This window comes from Vogesella sp. EB (assembly GCF_001037925.1).
Classification (GTDB): Bacteria; Pseudomonadota; Gammaproteobacteria; order Burkholderiales; family Chromobacteriaceae; genus Vogesella; species Vogesella indigofera.
The window spans coordinates 13,524-31,320 of record NZ_LFDT01000021.1; the positions used below are offsets into that span (position 1 = coordinate 13,524).

Genomic DNA, 17,797 nt, shown 5'->3' on the forward strand with positions numbered 1-17,797 from the left:
CTGGCGCGTCAGTGGGGGAACCCGTGCCGGGTAGCAAGGTTGGCCGCAAGCCTGGCTCCTTCTTTTCCGCGTGAGACTCCGCCCGCTCAGGCGCCGCGCAGCGCCAGCCGTGGCTGCCAGCGCAACACCGCACTGGCGGCCACCCCGGCCAGCAGCGCCCACAGCGGCGCGCCGATGCCGGCGATGCTTACGCCGGAGGCGGCCACCACGAAGGTCAGCAAGGCCGCCTCGCGCTGGCTGTCGTTGCCCAGCGCCGCGGTCAGTGACGACGCCAGGGTGCCGAACAGTGCCAGCGCCGCCGCCGCCATCACCAGTGCCTTGGGCAGCACCAGCAGCAGCGCCACCAGCGAGCCGCCCACCGCCGCCACCAGCAGGTAGCTCAGCGCCGCCACCACGCCGGCCTTCCAGCGTTGCTGCGGGTCGGGATGGCATTCGGGGCCGGTGCACATCGCCGCGGTAATCGCCGCCAGCACCACACCGTGGCCGCCGAACGGCGCCAGCAGCAGCGACACGCCGCCCAGCAGGCTGACCGGCACCCGCGCCGGCAGGTCGTAGCCATCGTTTTTCAGCACCGCCATGCCGGGCAGGAACTGGCCGGTCAGCGCCACCAGCGCCAGCGGCAGCGCGATATTGCTGAGGCCGGCGACGCTGAACTGCGGCGTGGTCCACAGCGGGCCGCTGGCGGTGGCGGCCAACGTTGGCGTGGCGGCAAAACCGCCCTGCAGCGCCAGCAGCACGCAACCGAGCAGCAGCGCCGCCATCAGCGCGTAGCGCGGCCACAGCCGGCGGCCGGCGAAGAAGGCCAGCGCCATCGGCAGCACCAGCGCGGCGTGATCGCGCGCCGCCGGCACCAGCTCCACCACGAAGCGGAACAGGATGCCGGCCAAGAGCGCGGCGGCCAGCGCCGGCGGAAAGCGTTTCATCAGCGCGTCGAAGGCGCCGCTGACGCCGACCAGCCACACCGCGAGGCCGGCCAGCACGAAGCCGCCGACTGCCTCCGGGTACGGCACGCCGGGCAGGGACGCCAGCAACACCGCGGCGCCGGGCGTCGACCACGCGGTGATCACCGGCATCTTCCAGCGCCATGACAACCACAGCCCGGCTACACCGGAACCGAGCGACACCGCCCACAGCCACGAGGCCAGCTGCGCCGGACTGAGCCCGGCCTGCTGCGCGGCGTGCACGATGATGAGAAAGGGGCCGGTGTAGCCGACAGCAATGGTCAGCACACCGGTGATCAGGGTCGACGGGGGTAGGTGTTTGAACATGGTAGTCCTCAGGGTCTGTTGACGTTTCGTTTGTGGGTCGCGTTTGGGTCAAAACCGTCCTGGAACAAGGCGCAGCACGCGCCGCGCAGTTGTTCTGCGCCAGCGGGCTGCAACGCCGGGCCAGGACGGTTCTGGCCCAAACCCGCAGGGCCGGGCGATTTTTCCGCCCCGGCGGCGTTGCCGAGCGCTCGCGTAGCCGACTACGCGTCGCGCTCGACGCCTTGCCAGGGCGAAAAACCCGCTCCGGCGCGACCGCAAACGAAACGTCAACAGACCCTAGGTCAGAGGCCGCCGCCGGTCGCGCACGGGTTGCGCGGTGGGCGGCATCCGGCGTCGGTGGACGCTGCCGGCGCGGGTAGCGCGGCGACCGGACTGCCGTGGTGTCGCCACTGTACGGCGTGTGCTTGCGGCCAACCTGCCACAGCCGGCTACAACAGGCTGGCGCAGCGCGCCGCTGTTCTATATAACAGCGGGATGAACCCGAGCGCCCTCCCCGTTTACCGCCACATCGCCAATGCCCTGACCGCCAGGCTGGACAGCGGCGAATTTCCGCCCGGCAGCCGCCTGCCGGCGGTGCGCGCGCTGGCCGCCGAATTCGGCGTCAACACCCTCACCGCGCTGGCCGCCTACCGCTATCTGGAACAGCAGCAGCGGGTGCTGGCGCGGCCGCGCGCCGGCTACTTTGCCGCGCTGCCGGCGGCGCCGTCGTCGCCCGGAACCGCCGCGCCGCTGCCCAGCGCGGCGGCGCTGGTCGATGTCAGCAGCCGAATGTCCACCCTGCTGCAGCTGGGTGACGAGCGCATCCACTCCCAGCTGCACATGGCCGAGGCCGCCGCCAGCCTGTATCCGGCCGCCGAGCTGGCGCGGCGCCTGCAACTGACGCTGACGCGGCAGCCGGAGCTGATCGGCGCCCATCTGCCGGCCGGCGAACAGCGCCGGCTACTGGCGGCGCTGGTGCGCCTCGGCGCCGAGCGCGGCCTGGTGCTGGACGAGGGCGGCATCCTGCTCACGCATGGTATTACCGAGGGCATCAGCCTGGCGCTGCGCCACCTGACCCGCCCCGGCGACACGGTGGCGGTGGAAACACCGGTCTATTTCGGCCTGTTGCAGACGCTGGAGGGGCTGGGGCTGAAGGCGCTGGAAATCCCGTGCACGCCGGAGGCCGGCCTGTCGCTGGAGGCGCTGGAGTTCGCGCTGCACCACGGCCCGGCGGTGAAATGCCTGGTTTGCGTGCCCAATTTCCAGAACCCGACCGGCGCGCTGATGCCGGACGACAACAAGAAGCGGCTGCTGGCGCTGGCGCGCAAGCACGGCGTCACCATCATCGAGGACGACGTGTTCGGCGACCTGCACTACGGCAGCGAGCGGCCGACGCCGCTGAAGGCGTGGGACCGCGACGGCGACGTGATCTACTGCGCGTCGTTCACCAAGAGCTTCGCGCCCTCCTTCCGCCTCGGCTGGCTGGCCGCCGGCCGTCACCACGGTGCGCTCTCCAGGCTGTGCGCCAGCAGCACGCTGGTGTCGTCGCCGCTGTTGCAGGTGGTGCTGGCCGACGTGCTCGACAGCGGCGACTACGCCCGCATCAGCCAGCGCCTGCGTCTGCAGCTGGCGGCGCAGATGACGGCTACCGCCGACGCGGTGCTGCAGCACTTTCCGCGCGGCACCCGCGTGCGGCGGCCGCAGGGCGGCGTGGTGCTGTGGGTGGAGTGCCCGGAGACGGTGGACAGCACGCGCCTGTTGCAGCACGCGCTGGCGGAGGGCATCAGCTTTGCGCCCGGCGTCGCGTTCTCGGCGGCGCCGCGCTTCGGCCACTGCCTGCGCATCAATTGCGGCCAACCTTTCACCCCGGCGCTGGCGGCGGCGATCGCGCGGCTGGGGCAGCTGGCACTGGGAAACTGAGTGCACTGCGGAACTTGCCCGGTTTTGCCCGCTCTATCGCGAGCATCTTTTAACCGGAGAATCAACAACATGCGTGCAGTCATCGTCGTGTTACTGGCCAGCCTGGGGCTGGCAGCGTGCAGCGAGCAGCAAACCGCGAAATTGCAGCAGGACGCCTCCGCCGCCATCGGCGGCGTGCATCAGGTGGTGGCAGACAGCAGTGCGCCACTGGGCGCGTTGCGGCAGCAGGCCGGCCAGCTGGCGCAGGACGCCAGCGCGGCGCTGGGCGTCGCCACGCGGGTGGGCAAGGCCGCGGCAGTGCTGGATCCGGAGCTGGGGCAGCAGCTGGACGAGGCCAGGCAGCAGGTCGATGCGGTGAAAGAGGCGGCCTCGGCGCTGAAACCGTAAGCCGCGGGGCCAGGGTTGGCCGCAACCTGCAAAAAAGCCGCGTCGGACCGACGCGGCTTTTTGTCGTTGTGGTGGCGGCCGTTTACAGCGCCAGTCGTTGGCGCAGCTCGGCGACCCAGTCGCGGCTGGCGAAATCGGCGCCCATCACCAGTACCAGGTAGCCATCGCCGCCGAAGCGCGAGTCAACCTCGACCAGCACGTGGGTGTCGTGGCCGTAGGGGATGAAGGTCAGCTCGATCTCCTGGATGCGGAAATTGCCGCCGCGCGGTTTCAGCTCGAATTCCTGGTAGCAGCCCAGCGTGCTCATCACGTTGCCGACGCGGGCGGTGCCGACCTCGACGTCGGTGCTGTACAGCGGCCAGCCCAGCTGCTCGAAGGCGGCCAGCAGGGTGCCGATCTGGGCCGTGGGGTGGATTTCCAGCAGGTCGCGGTCGTTGGCGTCGACGGCGGCGGCGATGGCGAGGTCGGTGTGGATCCACACCGGCAGCGCTCGGCCGTAGTGCGGCAGCGCGTTGACCGGCGTTTCCGCCGGCAGCAGCAGCTGGAACGGCAGCTGGCGTGTTTCGCCGGCACGGATGGTGAAGCGCTCGGCGACGCGGATCACGCCCAGCGCGATGGCGCCGCGCGCCTCGTGGTCGCCGGCTTCCTGTTCCGCCTCGGTCATCAGCACCAGTTCGATTTTCTCGATGTCCTGGTCGGCGTTGCCGCCCTGCACCAGCACGTGGCCGGACAGCACCTCGCCGGGACGCAGCCGCGGGTTGTCGAGGCGGGTATCGATTTTGGCGCCGCCGACGCCGATGGAAGCTAGCAGTTTCTTGAACATGGTTGATCCGTGAAATGAAAGAGAGGCAGCGTGGCAGACCATGCCGCCGCCGCCAGGTTCCGCCGGCGGGTTGCCGGCATCAGCATGGCGGCATACTAGCGGAAATTCCCCGCCCGCGGCAGCGGCGTGGCCGCCGGCGTCAGCCCGGCTTTACCCCCGCGCGGCATCAGGGTAAAACAGCGCCACGACAACGGAGACAGCGATGGAAAAAGTCGATTGCGTAGTGATCGGTGCCGGGGTGGTGGGCCTGGCGATTGCCCGCGCGCTGGCGCAGGAAGGCCGCGAGGTGATCGTGCTGGAGGCGGAATCCGCCTTCGGCCAGCACACCTCCAGCCGCAACAGCGAGGTGATCCACGCCGGCATGCACTACCCGGCCGGCAGCCTGAAGGCGCTGCACTGCCTGCGCGGCAAGCGGCTGCTGTACCAGTACTGCCGCGAGCGCGACATCGGCCATCGCCAGACCGGCAAGCTGATCGTGGCGGTGGACGACAGCGAGATGCCGCGGCTGGTGGCGCTGCAGGAAAAGGCGCTGGTCAACGGCGTGACCGACCTGACCTGGATGGACCGCCGCGTGCTGGCCGAGGTCGAGCCGGCGCTGCAGGCGCACGCGGCGCTGTATTCGCCCAGCACCGGCATCGTCGACAGCCACGCGCTGATGCTGTCGCTGCTGGCCGACGCCGAGGCCGCCGGCGCGGTGCTGGCGCTGCAGTCGCGCGTTACCGGCGGGCAGGAGACCAAGGACGGTATGCTGCTGTTCGTCGACGGCAGCGAGCTGCTGGCCGGCACCGTGGTCAATGCCGCCGGCCTCACCGCCCACGTGCTGGCGGCGAAGATGCGCGGTGTTCCACATGAAACCATCCCGCGTGTGCGTTACGCGCGCGGCGTGTACTTCACGCTGTCGGGGCGGCACCCGTTCTCGCACCTGATCTATCCGCTGCCGGAGCCGGGCGGCCTCGGCACCCACCTGACGCTGGATCTGGCCGGCCAGGCGCGCTTCGGCCCGGACGTGGAGTGGATCAACCACATCGACTACCGCGTCGACCCCGACCGCGTCGACGGCTTCTACCACAGCATCCGCCGCTGGTGGCCGCAGCTGCCGCAGGGCGCGCTGTCGCCGGCCTACAGCGGCATCCGCCCCAAGGTGATCAACGAGGACAAGCCGGAGGGCGACTTCCTGATCCAGGGCCAGGAGGGCCACGGCATCCGCGGCCTGATCAACCTGTTCGGCATCGAATCGCCCGGCCTCACCGCCTGCCTGTCCATCGCCGACGAGGTGCTGCGCCGCTGCCGCCAGTACTGGGCACCGGTCTGAGCGCCGGTGATGATTGATCGCCGCCAACCAAACGCCACCTTGCCGCAAGGTGGCGTTTGTCATGCCGGCTGCGGCCAACGTTGGCCGCAAGCCGTGTGGCGCGCCGCGCATGGTGCCGCGTGATGCGGCGGGAGACGTCGCCCGTGGCCAATCAGTCCGGTTTGCAGGTAGCCTGTTCGATGGCGGCCAGCATCTGTCGCCGGATCAGGCCGCTGGCCAGGCGGATCGCCAGCCAGTACGGCCAGAAGCGCAGGCGGCTGGCGCGGTCCGGGCAGTGGACGCGGGTTTCGGTGCACAGCAGGCTGCCACCGTCATTGGCTTGCGCCTGGAAGGTCAGCAGCAGCCGGGGCACACCCGGCTCGGCGAAGCTACGAAAGCCGTCGGCGTCGGCAATGCTGGCCAGGCCGAAGTCGCGCCGCCAGAAGCGGCCGGCCAGCCCCAGCGCCAGCGAGTGCTCGTCACGGTGCAGCAGGGTGAATTCGTGCAGGCCGAACAGCGGCTGTCCCTGTCGCGCCGGATCGCGCAACAGGCGGGCCGGTAGCTCGCGCAATTGCAGCAGGACGCGTACCAGCGGCAGCGATTGCGGCTGCACCCGCGGCACGGCGGCGATCAGCGCGGCCGGCGTGGCGCGGCATTGCCGCTGGTGACGTTCGTGGAACTGGTAATCGGGCAGTAGGGTGGCGGCGACGCTCATGGCTGCGTTTCGCTGCCGTAGCGGGTGAAGATCGCCTGGTACTGCGGGCTGGCCTTCAGTGCGCGGATGCGGGCGTCCACCCGTGCGCGCAGGCCGCTGTCGCGGAACAGCAGCCCGGCCTCCTTCGGCGGCAGCAGCGGGTAGATGCGCAGCGACGGGGTGTGCTCCAGGCTCGCCGGGAACAGCTGGCGGCGCTGCCACTCGAAGATCAGCCGGTCGCTGAGGATGACGTCGACGCGGCCGGCCAGCAGGTTGACCAGCTGGTGGCCCTGGTTGCCGGCTTCCAGATAATTGCCGTCGGCCAGCGCCAGCAAGCGGTCGTAGCCGGCCGGCAGCGAATTGCCGGCACCATCCCACGCCATCACCCGCCAGCGTGCCAGATCGCCCAGCTGCTCGATTTCCAGCTGGCGGCGGCCGAGCGCGACCGCGACGTTGTCGAAGCTGTGCAGCGGCTGGCTGATGCTGCCGTTGAGCTGCTCGTGCTGCTGCTGTTGCGGGCCGATGTCGTACAGCGCGTCCAGCTGGCCGCGGCGGTAGGCCTGCAGCCGCCGCGCGTAGGGTTGCTGCACGGGGTGCAGGTGCAGCCCCTCGGCCTGCAGCACGCTGCGCAACAGCTCGATGGCGATGCCGGCGCGACCGCCGGGCTGCACCCACGGCGGGATGGCCTCCGGAAAGCCGACGCGTACCGTGTGCACGGCGCCGGCACTGCCGCTGCCCAGCAGCAGGCCGAGCCACAGCACACCGGCCTTAATCGAAGGCCAGCGCACTGTCCAGCACCTCCACCGCGTCGCCCAGCTGCAGCGTGCCGCTGTTGCGCGCGATCACATTGACGCCGAAGCACACCCCCTCTGCCAGCCGGCGGTAGCCGAGCAGCGTCGCCAGCGGCTGCCGCTGCGGATCCGGCTGCGCGCTGTCGGGATCGACGGTGGTCAGCACGCAGCGGGTGCAGCGGCTGACCACTTCGAATTCGACGGCGCCGATGCGAAAGCGCCGCCACTCGTCTTCTTCAAACGCGAAGGTGTCGTCCACCACCAGATTGGGGCGGAAGTGGCGCAGGCTCACCGGGCTGTCCAGCCGGCTGTTGAGGTCAAGCAGCGACGCCTCGCTCAGCAGCAGGTAGGGATAGCCGTCGGCAAAGGACAGCGTATCGGCGGTGGTTTTCTGCACGCGGGTGGACTCGCCCAGCCACAGCAGCTGCAGCGGCTCGCCCAGGTAGTGGCTGAGCCAGGCGTCGGCCGCCGCGTCGCCGTGCAGCGCGCTGAACGCGGACTTCCACACCGTGGCCGGCACCCGCTGCCGGTAGCTGGCCGGGCTGGTCAGCAGCGGCGGCATCCCCGGCGCGGTGAAGCACCACTGGCCGTCGGCCTGCCGCGTGACGCCGACCTGCACCAGCCGCGGGTGGCTGCGCGCGCTGATGAACTGGCCGTCGGCACGGCTGGCCAGCCACACGCGGTCGTCGCGCAGCCCCTGCGGCGTGACCTCGGCGCGCTGCAGCGCATTGCCGCGGCAGGATTTCAGCGGATGGACGAACAGTTGGGTGAGGGCCATGGCCGGCTCCGGACGCAGAATCGAAACGGCAAGCTTAGCCGCTGTGCCGCGCCATCACAATGCCGGGCGCATGAAATGGGTGGTATGGGAGTGGTGATGGCGCAGCAATGGCGGGTGCCGCTGCGCTGCGGCGGCCGGCCGGCGCGGCTCACAGGCTGCCCAGCGCGACCTCGATCACGTCCTGCAGCCGCTGCGCCTGCGCCTCGCCCTCGTAACCCCGGCCCAGCACGCGCAGGCCCTGGATGGTGGCGACCATGAAACGCGCCAGGGCGACCGGCGACTTGCCGGCCGCGATCTCGCCCTGTTGCTGCCCTCTTTGCATCAGCGCGGTGAGGGCGGTCTCCAGCGTGGCGAAGTGTTCCTGCAGCAGGCCGTTCACCGTGCCGTCGCGCCCGCCCAGCTCCAGCGCGGTATTGGCCACCAGACAGCCGCAACAGGCGGCGCCGGCCAGCTCGTCGTCGGCGATTTGCTGCAGCAGCGCCCGCACGCGGGCGACGGCGGGGCCATCTTCTGCCAGCAGCGCAACGTTGGCCGCAGTCTGGCAGTGATAACGGCGCAAGGCGTGCTGGAACAGCCCGTGCTTGCTTTCGAAGGTGTTGTACAGGCTGCTGCGCGACAGGCCGGTGCCGTCCACCAGATCCTGGATCGAGGTGGCGGCATAGCCTTTTTGCCAGAAAACGTGCATCGCCGCGTCGGCGGCGTCATCGGGGTGGAAGTGGGCAGTATGCATGGTCGGTGGTGAAGGAAAGGGTGGTACGGGCGCTGGCCCGCCGGTCGGGGACGAGCCGCTGTGGCCGGCTGGGGCTCTGTTACTATGGGCCGCATTTGCAAGCGTGAAAGGCTATCACATCATGTCAGGCGCTGTTGTACCGGCAGGCTTGCTGTCGGCGCTGCGGCACGTGCTGTCTCCGCCGGACGGTGCTGGCGCCAGTGTCGCCGCGCTCTGGCGCCCGTGGCCGCTGCCGGTGGCGGGCGGCTCGGTCGCGGCCTTGTCCTTGCCGGCGCTGGATGCGCTGCTGGGCGATATCGTGCCCGCCAGCCTGCACCCGGCCATTCCCGCGCGTTGCGTGCGCTCCCGGCAGTTGTCTTTTCTGGCCGGGCGCTTGTGTGCCGAGCAGGTGCTGGCCGCGTTGCCGCTGACGGCGGCGGTGCTGGGGCGCGATGCGAGCGGTCGGCCCCTGTGGCCCGCTGGTGTTACCGGATCCATTACCCATAGCCCCACCCTGGCGGCGGCGGTCGCGGCATGGAGTCCGCAGCCGGACGGGCTGGGCGTGGATTGCGAGCCGCTGGCGGCCGGAGAACGGCTGGACGACATCGTGTCGGCTTGTTGCACCGCGGCGGATCGCGCCTGCCTGCCAAGCCGGGCGGCGGGCACGATGGCGACGCTGATCTTCTCGGCGAAAGAGGCCGGTTACAAGGCCTTGTCGCATCGTTTTGGCCGCATCGTTGACTTTACCGAGTTCGAAGTCTGCCAGTTGGCGCGGGATGCCGGCCAGCTGTGGCTGGCGCCGGTTCCCGGCAGCGAGTGGCACCGACGTATCCAGCCGTTTGCCGTGCAGTTCACCTTTGATGCCGACAGTGTCTACACCCTGGCCGACCTGCGCGGCATTCCCTAGCACGCTGCCGCTCAGGCTGGCAGGTCGGGTGCCAGAAAGCTGGCCGCCATGTCCTTGTCGCCATGCCCGGCGGCAAGGGCGCGCTCGAAGCGGTGCAGCCCCGCGCCGGCCACTTCGGCGTACAGGCCGGCCTGGCTGGCCGCATCGAGGATCAGCCTGCTGTCTTTTACCGCATTGGCCACGCTGAAACTTGGCGTGTAGTTGCCTGCCAGCATGGCCGCGCTCTTGAGCTGGAAATAGGCGCAGTCCATCGGCCCGTTGCTGACGACATCGACGACCAAAGCCGGATCGACCCCCAGTCCTTTGGCCAGCGCCAGGCTTTCTGCCAGCCCGTGGGTCAGGGTGAAGGCCCAGTTGTTCAGGGCCAGTTTCAGGCGGCTGGCCTGGCCGGCTTCGTCTGCCACCCACAGGGTACGCTTGCCAATGGCGTCGAAGACGGTTTGTACTTCCTCTCGTCCGGCCTGGGGGCCGGAGGCCAGAATGATCAGCTGGCCCTGCTCTGCCGGCTGGCGCGTGCCCTGCACCGGCGTATCGAAATACACCAGCTGCTGCTGGCTGGCCAGCTGTGCCAGGCTGGCGGCGGCATCTATCCCCACCGTGCTGAGCTGCAGCCATTTGGCCCCGGGCCGGAAGTGCCCGCTGCCGGCGGCCATGGCGGAGGCCACGCTGTCGCCGTCTTTCAGCACCGTCACGATGCAGTCGGCATCACGGACGGCTTCGGCCACGCTGGCGCAAGCCTGCAAATTGTCCTGCACCAGCGCCTGCGCCTTGGCTGCCGTACGGTTCCAGACCTTTACCTTGAAGCCCTTGCTGGCCAGATTGCGTGCGACCGGTGCGCCAATCAGGCCGCTGCCCAATACGGCAATGGTGGGGGTTATCGTGTTCATTGTGTTGTCCTTGGTGACCGGGTATTCCGGGAAATTCAAAATGGGTAATTAAATTTGGAATGATCGTTCCAGTTAATGTAAGATGCCGCTCGGCTGCGGTCAACCCATATGACATTTTTTTCTGGGTGGTCCGCGATTTCCATCGCTTGCCAAGGACAAAACAGATCAAAAATGAGTAATGCCAACAAAATTCTCGGTCACCGTTTGCGCGTCGGCGTGGTCATTCCGTCGACCAATACTTCCGCCCAGCCGGAAATGGACGACATGCGGCCGTACGGCGTGACCAACCATGTGGGCCGGATGGTGATAGTGGACCAGTCGCTGGTCGCCGAGCCCGGCTTCAACAGCGTGATCCAGGCGATGCGCCGTGCCACGGAGCCGGCGATCAAGAGCCTGCAGGACTGCCAGCTCGATCGCATCATCGTGGCGGTGTCTCCCGATGCCTACTGGCGAGGCGTAGACGCACACGCGCAGATGCTGGCGCAGTTGCAGGACACCGCCGGCGGGGTCGGCATCACCTGCAGCGCCGACGCCATTGAAGAGGCCCTGGCCCGCCTGGGCGGTGTGCGCCGTATCGGCCTGATCTCCCCCTACACCGCCATTGGCAACGAGGCGGTCGCGCAGTTCTTTGTCGACAAGGGCTACGAGGTGGTGGCGCTGGCCAATCTGGGCGGGCAAAGCCCATCCCGGATCGCCGAGGTCAGCCTGCAGGATCTGCGCAATGCGGTGGACAACGCCAATGCGCCGGGTGTCGAGGCGATCGTGCAGGTGGGCACCAACGTGCCGATGGCCAGCTTTGCCCATACCGCCGAGCAGTGGACCGGCAAGCCCGTGATCGCCAACAACACGGTGCTGTACTGGCATGCGCTTCGCATGAGCGGCATTGATGACCAGTTCGATGGCTTTGGCCGTTTGTTCAGCTGTTGCTAACGGCAACTGTCGGCAGCACTAAGCGACCCACATCCATACAGAGAGCAATATGTCAGCCCAGATGAATACCTTGCAGGCCTTCCTGCAGCAACATATCCAGTCATCGTACACCCACACCAGTCCGTATTTGCGTACCCTGCCCGCCATGCTGCTGGCCCAGGTACACAGCCGGAAAAACGAAATTGCCATTGCCGATCAGGAAACCGAATACAGCTACGAGACCACCCTGCTGCACGCGGTCGGCATTGCGGCGGCGCTACGCGCCAAAGGGGTGAGCTATAACGACTGCCTTGGCCTGTTTATCGATGCCTCGGCCGACCTGGCGCTGGCAACGTGGGGCATCCTGTTTGCCGGGGCGGCGTACCTGCCGCTGGCAACCGACTACCCGCAAGACCGCCTGAGCTATATGGTGAGCGATGCCAGGGTCAAGCTGGTGCTCACCAACAATCGCAGCCGCGAGCGCCTGGCTGGCGTGCTGTTGCCGGGCGTCAGCCTGCTCAATATCGACGATGTCGCCCCGGCAAGCATTACCGAGGTCGACCAGGTGCTGACCGAGCTGCTCGAACAGGATGGCGAAGACCTGGCGTACGTGATCTACACCTCCGGCACCACCGGCAAGCCCAAAGGCGTGGCCATCTCGCAGCAGGCCATTGCCAATCAACTGGCCTGGCTCACGCACGAGGGCTATCTGTTGCCGGGCCACCGCATCCTGCAGAAAACGCCGGTCAGCTTCGACGCCGCGCAGTGGGAGTTGCTGGGCATGTGCTGCGGTGCCCGCGTGGTCATGGGGCTGCCGGGCGTCTACCGTGACCCGGAAGCGCTGATCCGCCAGGTCCAGCAACACGGCATTACCACGCTGCAAGGCGTACCGACCCTGCTGCAAGCCTTGAGCGAGCTGCCCGCCTTTGCCGATTGCGACACTCTGCACAGCCTGTTCAGCGGTGGCGAAGGGCTGTCGCGCAAGCTGGCCAGCAAGCTGCTGCAAATCCTGCCGGACTGCAGGCTGGTCAACCTGTACGGGCCGACCGAATGCACCATCAATGCCACGCACTATCGCATCGACCAGCGCAGCCTGAGCCAGGAATGGGAGATCGCGCCGATCGGCCTGCCGGTGGCCGGGTTGCATTACCAGGTGCTGGATCCGCAGCTGGCACCGGTGGCCGCGGGACAGACCGGCGAGCTGTTCATCGGCGGCGCCCAGCTGGCAAATGGCTACCTGTTCCGCGCCGAGCAGACCGCGGAGAAATTCCTTTCGCTGCCGCTGGATGCGGCGTCCCCGCAGGTCAGGATGTACCGCACCGGCGACCTGGTCCGGGTCGATCCGGACGGCGTGCTGCACTTTGTCGGCCGCACCGACAATCAGGTCAAGTTCCGTGGCTACCGTATCGAGCTGGACGAAATCCGCCTCGCCATCGAAAACCATGACTGGGTGAAATCGGCCGCCGTCTTCATCAAGGAAAACGCCCGTAGCGGTCATGCCCAGCTGATCGGTGCGGTGGAGCTGAACCCGAACGAGGCCAAGCTGATGGATCAGGGCGCGGCCGAATCGCATCACCAGACCAAGGCCAGCCGCCACCAGATCAAGGCCCAGCTGTCCGGGCGCGGCTTCCGCAGCGAGGCCAGCCTGGCAGGCAGACAGCAGATCGCGCTGCCGGGGCAGCAGGAAACCGCCGCCCAGCGCGAACGCGTGTTCGCCCGCAAGACGTACCGTTTCTTCAACGGTGGCCCGGTGGCCGCAACCGACATCCTGCAGCTGCTGGCGGCGCAGCCGGAAGCGGCGCCATCGGCCCGGCTGGCGGATCTGGACGCGACCAGGCTGGGTGAGATGCTGCGCTATCTGGGGCAGTTCAGCAGCGAAGAGCGGCTATTGCCGAAATTCGGCTACGCCTCCCCCGGCGCGCTGTACGCCACCCAGGTGTATATCGAGCTGAACCAGGTCGCCGGCCTGCCCGCCGGGTACTACTACTACCACCCGCTGCAGCATCGCCTGTACCTGCTGGCCGCCAGCAGTGCTACCGAACCCCGCCTGCGGCTGCACTTTGTCGGCAAGATCCCCGCCGTGCGCGAGGTCTACAAGAACAACATCCTGGAAGTGCTGGAAATGGAAAGCGGCCACATCCTGGGCATGCTGGATCATGTGCTGCCGGGCTACGGCTACGGCCTGGGTCAGGGCCGGCATACGCCGGAGGTGCTGGCCCAGCTGGATTGCCCGGAGGAGCACGACTACCTCGGCAGTTACGATATCGTCGCGCTGGCCGAACGTATTGATGACCTGGCCGTCGACATCTACGTCCAGGCCCAGCAAGGCCGGATCCACGATCTGGCCGAGGGTAACTACCTGTACCGTCAGGGTCGGCTGGACAAGGTCTCCGGCCACCTGATCGAGCAGCGCCACGTCATCGCCATCAACCAGCAGGTCTACCAGCGCGCCAGTGGCGGCCTCTCCTTCGTCAGCCAGAGCCAGGAGCCGTGGCGGCAATACCTCGACCTGGGGCGCAGCCTGCAGCGGGTACAGATGAACCGCCTCGGCGTGGGTACCATGTCGTCCGGCTACAGCTCCAAGAGCGGCAACAACCTCGCCACCGCCCTGCGCCTGAACGACATTGTCGGCGATGCCGGCCGAGAGTCCGGCCCAAGCTACTTCTGCCTGTTCGGCAAGGTCAGTGCGGCGCAGCTCAGTCATCAGGGCATGGATGAAGACGCGGTGCACATGAAAGGTCCGGCCGAGCTGATTCGTGCCGACCTGCTCAACAGCCTGCCGGACTACATGGTTCCCGGACGCATTGCCATCATCAACCAGATGCCGCATACCACCTCGGGCAAGGTGGATGTGCAGGCGCTGAAACAGTGTGCCGATTTCCAGCTGGCGGATCAGGAGCAGCCGCATGTCGCCGCCCGTACCGCGACAGAGCAGGCGATCAGCCAGATCTGGTGCCACATCCTGCAGCTGGAAGAGGTCTCGGTGATGGACGACTTCTTCGCCCTGGGCGGCAACTCCATCCAGGCGGTGGCCATTGCCCGTGCCATCAACCGCCAGTTTGCGGCCAAGGTGCCGATCCAGCTGCTCTTCAGCGCGCCGACCATCGAGAAACTGGCCCAGGCGGTCAGTGGCGGTGACATGCAAACCGCCAGCCGCGCCATTGCGCTGGCCGGCCACGATGGCTCCCTCGCGACATTCTGCTGGCCGGGACTGGGCGGCTACCCGATGAACCTGCGCCTGCTGGGCGAAGCCGTGGCCGGTGAGCGCCGTTTCTATGGCATCCAGGCTCACGGCATCAATGCCGGCGAAACCGCCTTCGACAGTATCGAGGCGATGGCGCGCGAGGATGTGCAGCTGCTGCGCAGCCTGCAGCCGCAGGGGCCCTATGCGCTGTGGGGCTACTCCTTTGGCGCCCGGGTCGCGTACGAGGTGGCCTACCAGCTGGAACAGCAAGGTGAAACCGTCAGCCAGCTGGTATTGCTGGCGCCGGGCTCGCCCCGGCTGTCCCATGCCGAACCGGTCAGCCGCGACGAGCGCGAGCTGTTTGCCAACCCGGCGTTCCTGACCATTCTGCTGTCGGTGTTCGCCCACGACATCGACCCGGCCCTGAATGCGGACTGCCTGCGGCGCGTCGACAGCCGTGCGGCCTTCATCCGCTTTGCGGCGGAGAAATTCCCCGCGATCGACCGCACCCTGATCGACGCCATTGCCAATGTCGTGGCCGTGACCTACTCACCGGACTACCAGATCGCACTGGCTGACAAGCCCTTGCGTTGCCCGATCTCGGTGTGGCGGGCCCGCGGCGACGGACCGTCCTTCATCGCCGATGGCGAGCAGACCGGTCTGCGCATCCGCTGGCACGATCTGGATGTCGGCCACTACGCGGTGCTGAAAGCAGAAGGCATTGCCGCGATGCAAGCCGCCGTGCTGGCTTGAACGGGAGAACTTCCATGCCGCATGTCGTCATCCATTACTTCCAGGCCGAGCTCTCCGCCGCCGCGCTGGAGCGCGTTCAGCAATCGCTGGTGCAGCTACTGCAACAGGAGCTGTCATGCCCCGCCGGGGCGGTGTCGATCGATCTGCAGCCGGTCGCGCCGGCGCAGTGGCCGCAGCAGGTCTACCAGCCGCTGATCGTGCCGCGCATGGCCGCGCTGCTGCGCCGCCCGGACTACCGCTATTGATTCACCCTGCCCGGCGGCCCCGTGCCGCCGGGCGCCTCACCCACCGTTCAAACAGGAATTGTCATGACTCAACACACCAAGCCGGCAGGCGTCCTGCTGCTGCTGGCCATCCTGCTGCTGTCGCTTAACCTGCGGCCGGCCATCGCCGCCATCGGCCCGCTGATCCAGTCCATCAGCCACGACGCCGGCGTCAGATCGATCGGCATCAGCCTGCTGACCACCATCCCGGTACTGATGATGGGCCTGGGCGCCATCTACGCCGCGCGCATCCGCCAGGCGCTGGGCGAGCGCGGCGGCATCACCGCCGGCAGTGCCCTCATCGCCGTCGCCTGCCTGATGCGGCTGTGGGCGGACGACCGCAATGGCCTGTTCCTCAGCGCCGCGCTGGTGGGGCTGGGCATCGCCGTGATCCAGGCGCTGCTGCCGGGCTTCATCAAGCGCAATTTCGGCGCCCGCACCAGCAGCGTGATCGCCCTCTACTCCACCGGCATTGTCGCCGGTGCCGCCATCGGCTCCGGCACCGCCTCGTGGCTGGAAGACCAGCTCGGCTGGCTGTCCACCCTGGCCAGCTGGTCGCTGCCGGCGGCGCTGGCGACCGTGTTCTGGCTGCTGGCCTCGCTTGGCAGCCAGCACGAAGGCCGCAGCAACGTGCAGGCCGCGGCGCGCAGCGTGCCGTTCTGGCGCATCGGCCGTTGCTGGTCGCTGCTGCTGTTCTTCGGCATCGGTACCGGCGCCTTCATGCTGGCGATGGCGTGGATCTCGCCGTTCTACATCGGCCTGGGCCTGGGCAAGGCGACCGCCGGCCTGCTGCTGTCGGTGCTGACCGTGGTCGAGGCGCTGACCGCGCTGTGGCTGTCGTTTGCCATCGGCCGTTTCCCCGACCGTCGCGGCCTGCTGCTGACCTCGCTGCTGCTGGTCGCGGCCGGCTTCCTGCTGCTGATCGTGGCGCCGCTGCTGGCCCCCTACTTTGCCGTGTCGCTGCTGGGCGTCGGCATCGGTATCCTGTTCCCGCTGTCCATCATCGTGGCCATGGATCACCTGAAAGACCCGACGCTGGCCGGCAACTTCACCGCCTTCGTCCAGGGCGGCGGCTTCATCATCGCCAGTCTGGTGCCGCTGACCGCCGGCAGCCTGCGCGACGTGTTCAACGACCTGTCCTACATCTGGCTGCTGATGAGCATCGCCAGCCTGGGCATGCTGGTGCTGGCGGTACGCTTCTCGCCGGCCAGCTACCAGCAATTCCAGCAGGACCTGGCCGAGCTGCAGGCGGGCGAGCTGAAGCCGGCCTGATCCCGCGGGCCGCCTGACGGCCGCCAGCGCCGCAAACGACAACGCCAGCGTTCCGACGCTGGCGTTGTTTTTGCCCGGACGGCCGGGGTTGGCCGCTTGCCGCGGGCACACTGCGCGGGCAGGGGCAACTGCTATAACTCAGTTACCAACAAGAAGAAAACCATCTCTGCAGCCGGGGTGCCGCCAGTGGCTGGCGGACACGTCCCGAGGGGCGAAGGAGCCATCATGGCCAGGAAACTCATCGACTGCCGCGAACACAGCGGCAGCCCACCACAATGCACCGTCTCGATAGCAGCCGACAGTGAAGACGAACTGCTCGCCGCCGCCGTACAGCATGCGGTCGCGGTACACGGCTATCCGGACACACCGGAAATGCGTGAGCAATTGCGCCAGATGTTCAAGGACGAGCCCGCCGCGCACTGACACCCCGCCGGCACGTCAAACCACAAGCAACGGCTCCCGCGGGAGCCGTTGTCGTGTCTGACGACGGCGGTTCAGCGGCCCCCAAAAAGGTTGGCCGCAAGCCGGCGATGGCTTGCGGCCAACCTTTGTGTTCATCCGCGGTAAACGTTGGGCCTCCGAGTGGGCTGACTCCCCGGATGCGCCTGCGGCTTATCCGGGCTACGTAAAACCCGATTTACCTCGACTGTCCCCTCCGCCGACACCGAGCCGACGCGTCCCGCTCCCGTTGGTGCCGGCCGTAAAAACGGCCGCCAGCCCGGAAAAAAGCCGCCCGCTTTTGAGCGCAGCGTATGGGCGGCGCCGGGCTGGTGACCGTTTTTGCGGGAATTCCGGCGCCTTCGGGTCGCCTTTTCTTTGCTTCCTTTCTTTTCGGCGAAGCAAAAGAAAGGGAGCCGCCGCCGCGCGGAAAGCGGCTGATAAAAACATCCGCGCAGCGGAGTCGCTAGACAAAACAAGATTAGCCGCAAACCCGTGACGGTTTGCGGCCAACCTTTGTTATTCATCCTCGGTGAACGTTGGG

Annotated in this window: 16 protein-coding genes; 9 read left to right on the top strand and 7 right to left on the bottom strand. The window is 67.8% G+C overall.

Annotation, left to right across the window (positions count from 1 at the left end):
• Positions 1 to 86: 86 nt before the first annotated feature.
• Positions 87 to 1,268, bottom strand: coding sequence for a benzoate/H(+) symporter BenE family transporter (locus ACG97_RS12015; protein WP_047967607.1), 1,182 nt, complete (start codon positions 1,266 to 1,268; stop codon positions 87 to 89).
• Between the two features lie 474 nt (positions 1,269 to 1,742).
• On the opposite strand from ACG97_RS12015, the gene ACG97_RS12020 reads away from it, so the two are divergent.
• Together ACG97_RS12020 and ACG97_RS12025 are read left to right on the top strand one after the other, a co-directional pair.
• The gene (locus ACG97_RS12020) at positions 1,743 to 3,167 is read left to right on the top strand and encodes a PLP-dependent aminotransferase family protein (protein WP_047967608.1); all 1,425 of its coding nucleotides are present in this window, start codon (positions 1,743 to 1,745) and stop codon (positions 3,165 to 3,167) included.
• Between the two features lie 69 nt (positions 3,168 to 3,236).
• Complete coding sequence (locus ACG97_RS12025; RefSeq protein WP_047967609.1) at positions 3,237 to 3,554, top strand: hypothetical protein; 318 nt, start codon at positions 3,237 to 3,239, stop codon at positions 3,552 to 3,554.
• 82 nt (positions 3,555 to 3,636) lie between these two features.
• On the opposite strand, the gene ACG97_RS12030 is transcribed toward ACG97_RS12025, so the two are convergent.
• Positions 3,637 to 4,377: a sporulation protein gene (locus ACG97_RS12030; protein ID WP_047967610.1), complete on the bottom strand. Its 741-nt coding sequence runs from the start codon at positions 4,375 to 4,377 to the stop codon at positions 3,637 to 3,639.
• Positions 4,378 to 4,579: 202 nt separating this feature from the next.
• On the opposite strand from ACG97_RS12030, the gene ACG97_RS12035 reads away from it, so the two are divergent.
• Complete coding sequence (locus ACG97_RS12035) at positions 4,580 to 5,689, top strand: NAD(P)/FAD-dependent oxidoreductase (protein ID WP_047967611.1); 1,110 nt, start codon at positions 4,580 to 4,582, stop codon at positions 5,687 to 5,689.
• A 151-nt stretch (positions 5,690 to 5,840) separates the two neighbouring features.
• Here the strand turns inward: ACG97_RS12035 and ACG97_RS12040 are convergent, their stop codons facing one another.
• The 4 genes from ACG97_RS12040 to ACG97_RS12055 all read right to left on the bottom strand — a co-directional run bounded on the left by ACG97_RS12040 (position 5,841) and on the right by ACG97_RS12055 (position 8,661).
• Positions 5,841 to 6,383 (bottom strand): hypothetical protein, encoded by a 543-nt coding sequence (locus tag ACG97_RS12040; RefSeq protein ID WP_047967612.1) that lies wholly within the window; start codon positions 6,381 to 6,383, stop codon positions 5,841 to 5,843.
• Positions 6,380 to 7,150 (bottom strand): ABC transporter substrate-binding protein, encoded by a 771-nt coding sequence (locus tag ACG97_RS12045; protein ID WP_082133782.1) that lies wholly within the window; start codon positions 7,148 to 7,150, stop codon positions 6,380 to 6,382. Before ACG97_RS12045 ends, ACG97_RS12040 begins: the two co-directional genes overlap by 4 nt.
• The gene (locus ACG97_RS12050) at positions 7,131 to 7,931 is read right to left on the bottom strand and encodes an MOSC domain-containing protein (protein ID WP_047967614.1); all 801 of its coding nucleotides are present in this window, start codon (positions 7,929 to 7,931) and stop codon (positions 7,131 to 7,133) included. Before ACG97_RS12050 ends, ACG97_RS12045 begins: the two co-directional genes overlap by 20 nt.
• Positions 7,932 to 8,079: 148 nt before the next feature.
• Complete coding sequence (locus tag ACG97_RS12055) at positions 8,080 to 8,661, bottom strand: TetR/AcrR family transcriptional regulator (protein ID WP_047967615.1); 582 nt, start codon at positions 8,659 to 8,661, stop codon at positions 8,080 to 8,082.
• Between the two features lie 103 nt (positions 8,662 to 8,764).
• On the opposite strand from ACG97_RS12055, the gene ACG97_RS16980 reads away from it, so the two are divergent.
• Positions 8,765 to 9,547, top strand: coding sequence for a 4'-phosphopantetheinyl transferase (locus tag ACG97_RS16980; protein WP_162199010.1), 783 nt, complete (start codon positions 8,765 to 8,767; stop codon positions 9,545 to 9,547).
• Between the two features lie 11 nt (positions 9,548 to 9,558).
• Here the strand turns inward: ACG97_RS16980 and ACG97_RS12065 are convergent, their stop codons facing one another.
• Positions 9,559 to 10,434, bottom strand: a complete 876-nt coding sequence (locus tag ACG97_RS12065; RefSeq protein ID WP_047967643.1) for an NAD(P)-dependent oxidoreductase — start codon at positions 10,432 to 10,434, stop codon at positions 9,559 to 9,561.
• A 171-nt stretch (positions 10,435 to 10,605) separates the two neighbouring features.
• Here ACG97_RS12065 and ACG97_RS12070 point away from each other — a divergent pair, with 171 nt between their 5' ends.
• The 5 genes from ACG97_RS12070 (at position 10,606) to ACG97_RS12090 (ending at position 17,238) form a co-directional block, all read left to right on the top strand.
• Positions 10,606 to 11,364, top strand: coding sequence for an arylmalonate decarboxylase (locus ACG97_RS12070; RefSeq protein WP_047967616.1), 759 nt, complete (start codon positions 10,606 to 10,608; stop codon positions 11,362 to 11,364).
• Between the two features lie 49 nt (positions 11,365 to 11,413).
• Positions 11,414 to 15,280, top strand: coding sequence for an amino acid adenylation domain-containing protein (locus ACG97_RS12075; RefSeq protein ID WP_082133785.1), 3,867 nt, complete (start codon positions 11,414 to 11,416; stop codon positions 15,278 to 15,280).
• 14 nt (positions 15,281 to 15,294) lie between these two features.
• Complete coding sequence (locus ACG97_RS12080; protein WP_047967618.1) at positions 15,295 to 15,525, top strand: hypothetical protein; 231 nt, start codon at positions 15,295 to 15,297, stop codon at positions 15,523 to 15,525.
• Positions 15,526 to 15,588: 63 nt separating this feature from the next.
• Positions 15,589 to 16,815: an MFS transporter gene (locus ACG97_RS12085; protein ID WP_053068167.1), complete on the top strand. Its 1,227-nt coding sequence runs from the start codon at positions 15,589 to 15,591 to the stop codon at positions 16,813 to 16,815.
• A gap of 225 nt (positions 16,816 to 17,040) precedes the next feature.
• The gene (locus ACG97_RS12090; protein WP_047967619.1) at positions 17,041 to 17,238 is read left to right on the top strand and encodes a DUF1059 domain-containing protein; all 198 of its coding nucleotides are present in this window, start codon (positions 17,041 to 17,043) and stop codon (positions 17,236 to 17,238) included.
• The last annotated feature ends 559 nt before the right edge of the window (positions 17,239 to 17,797 follow it).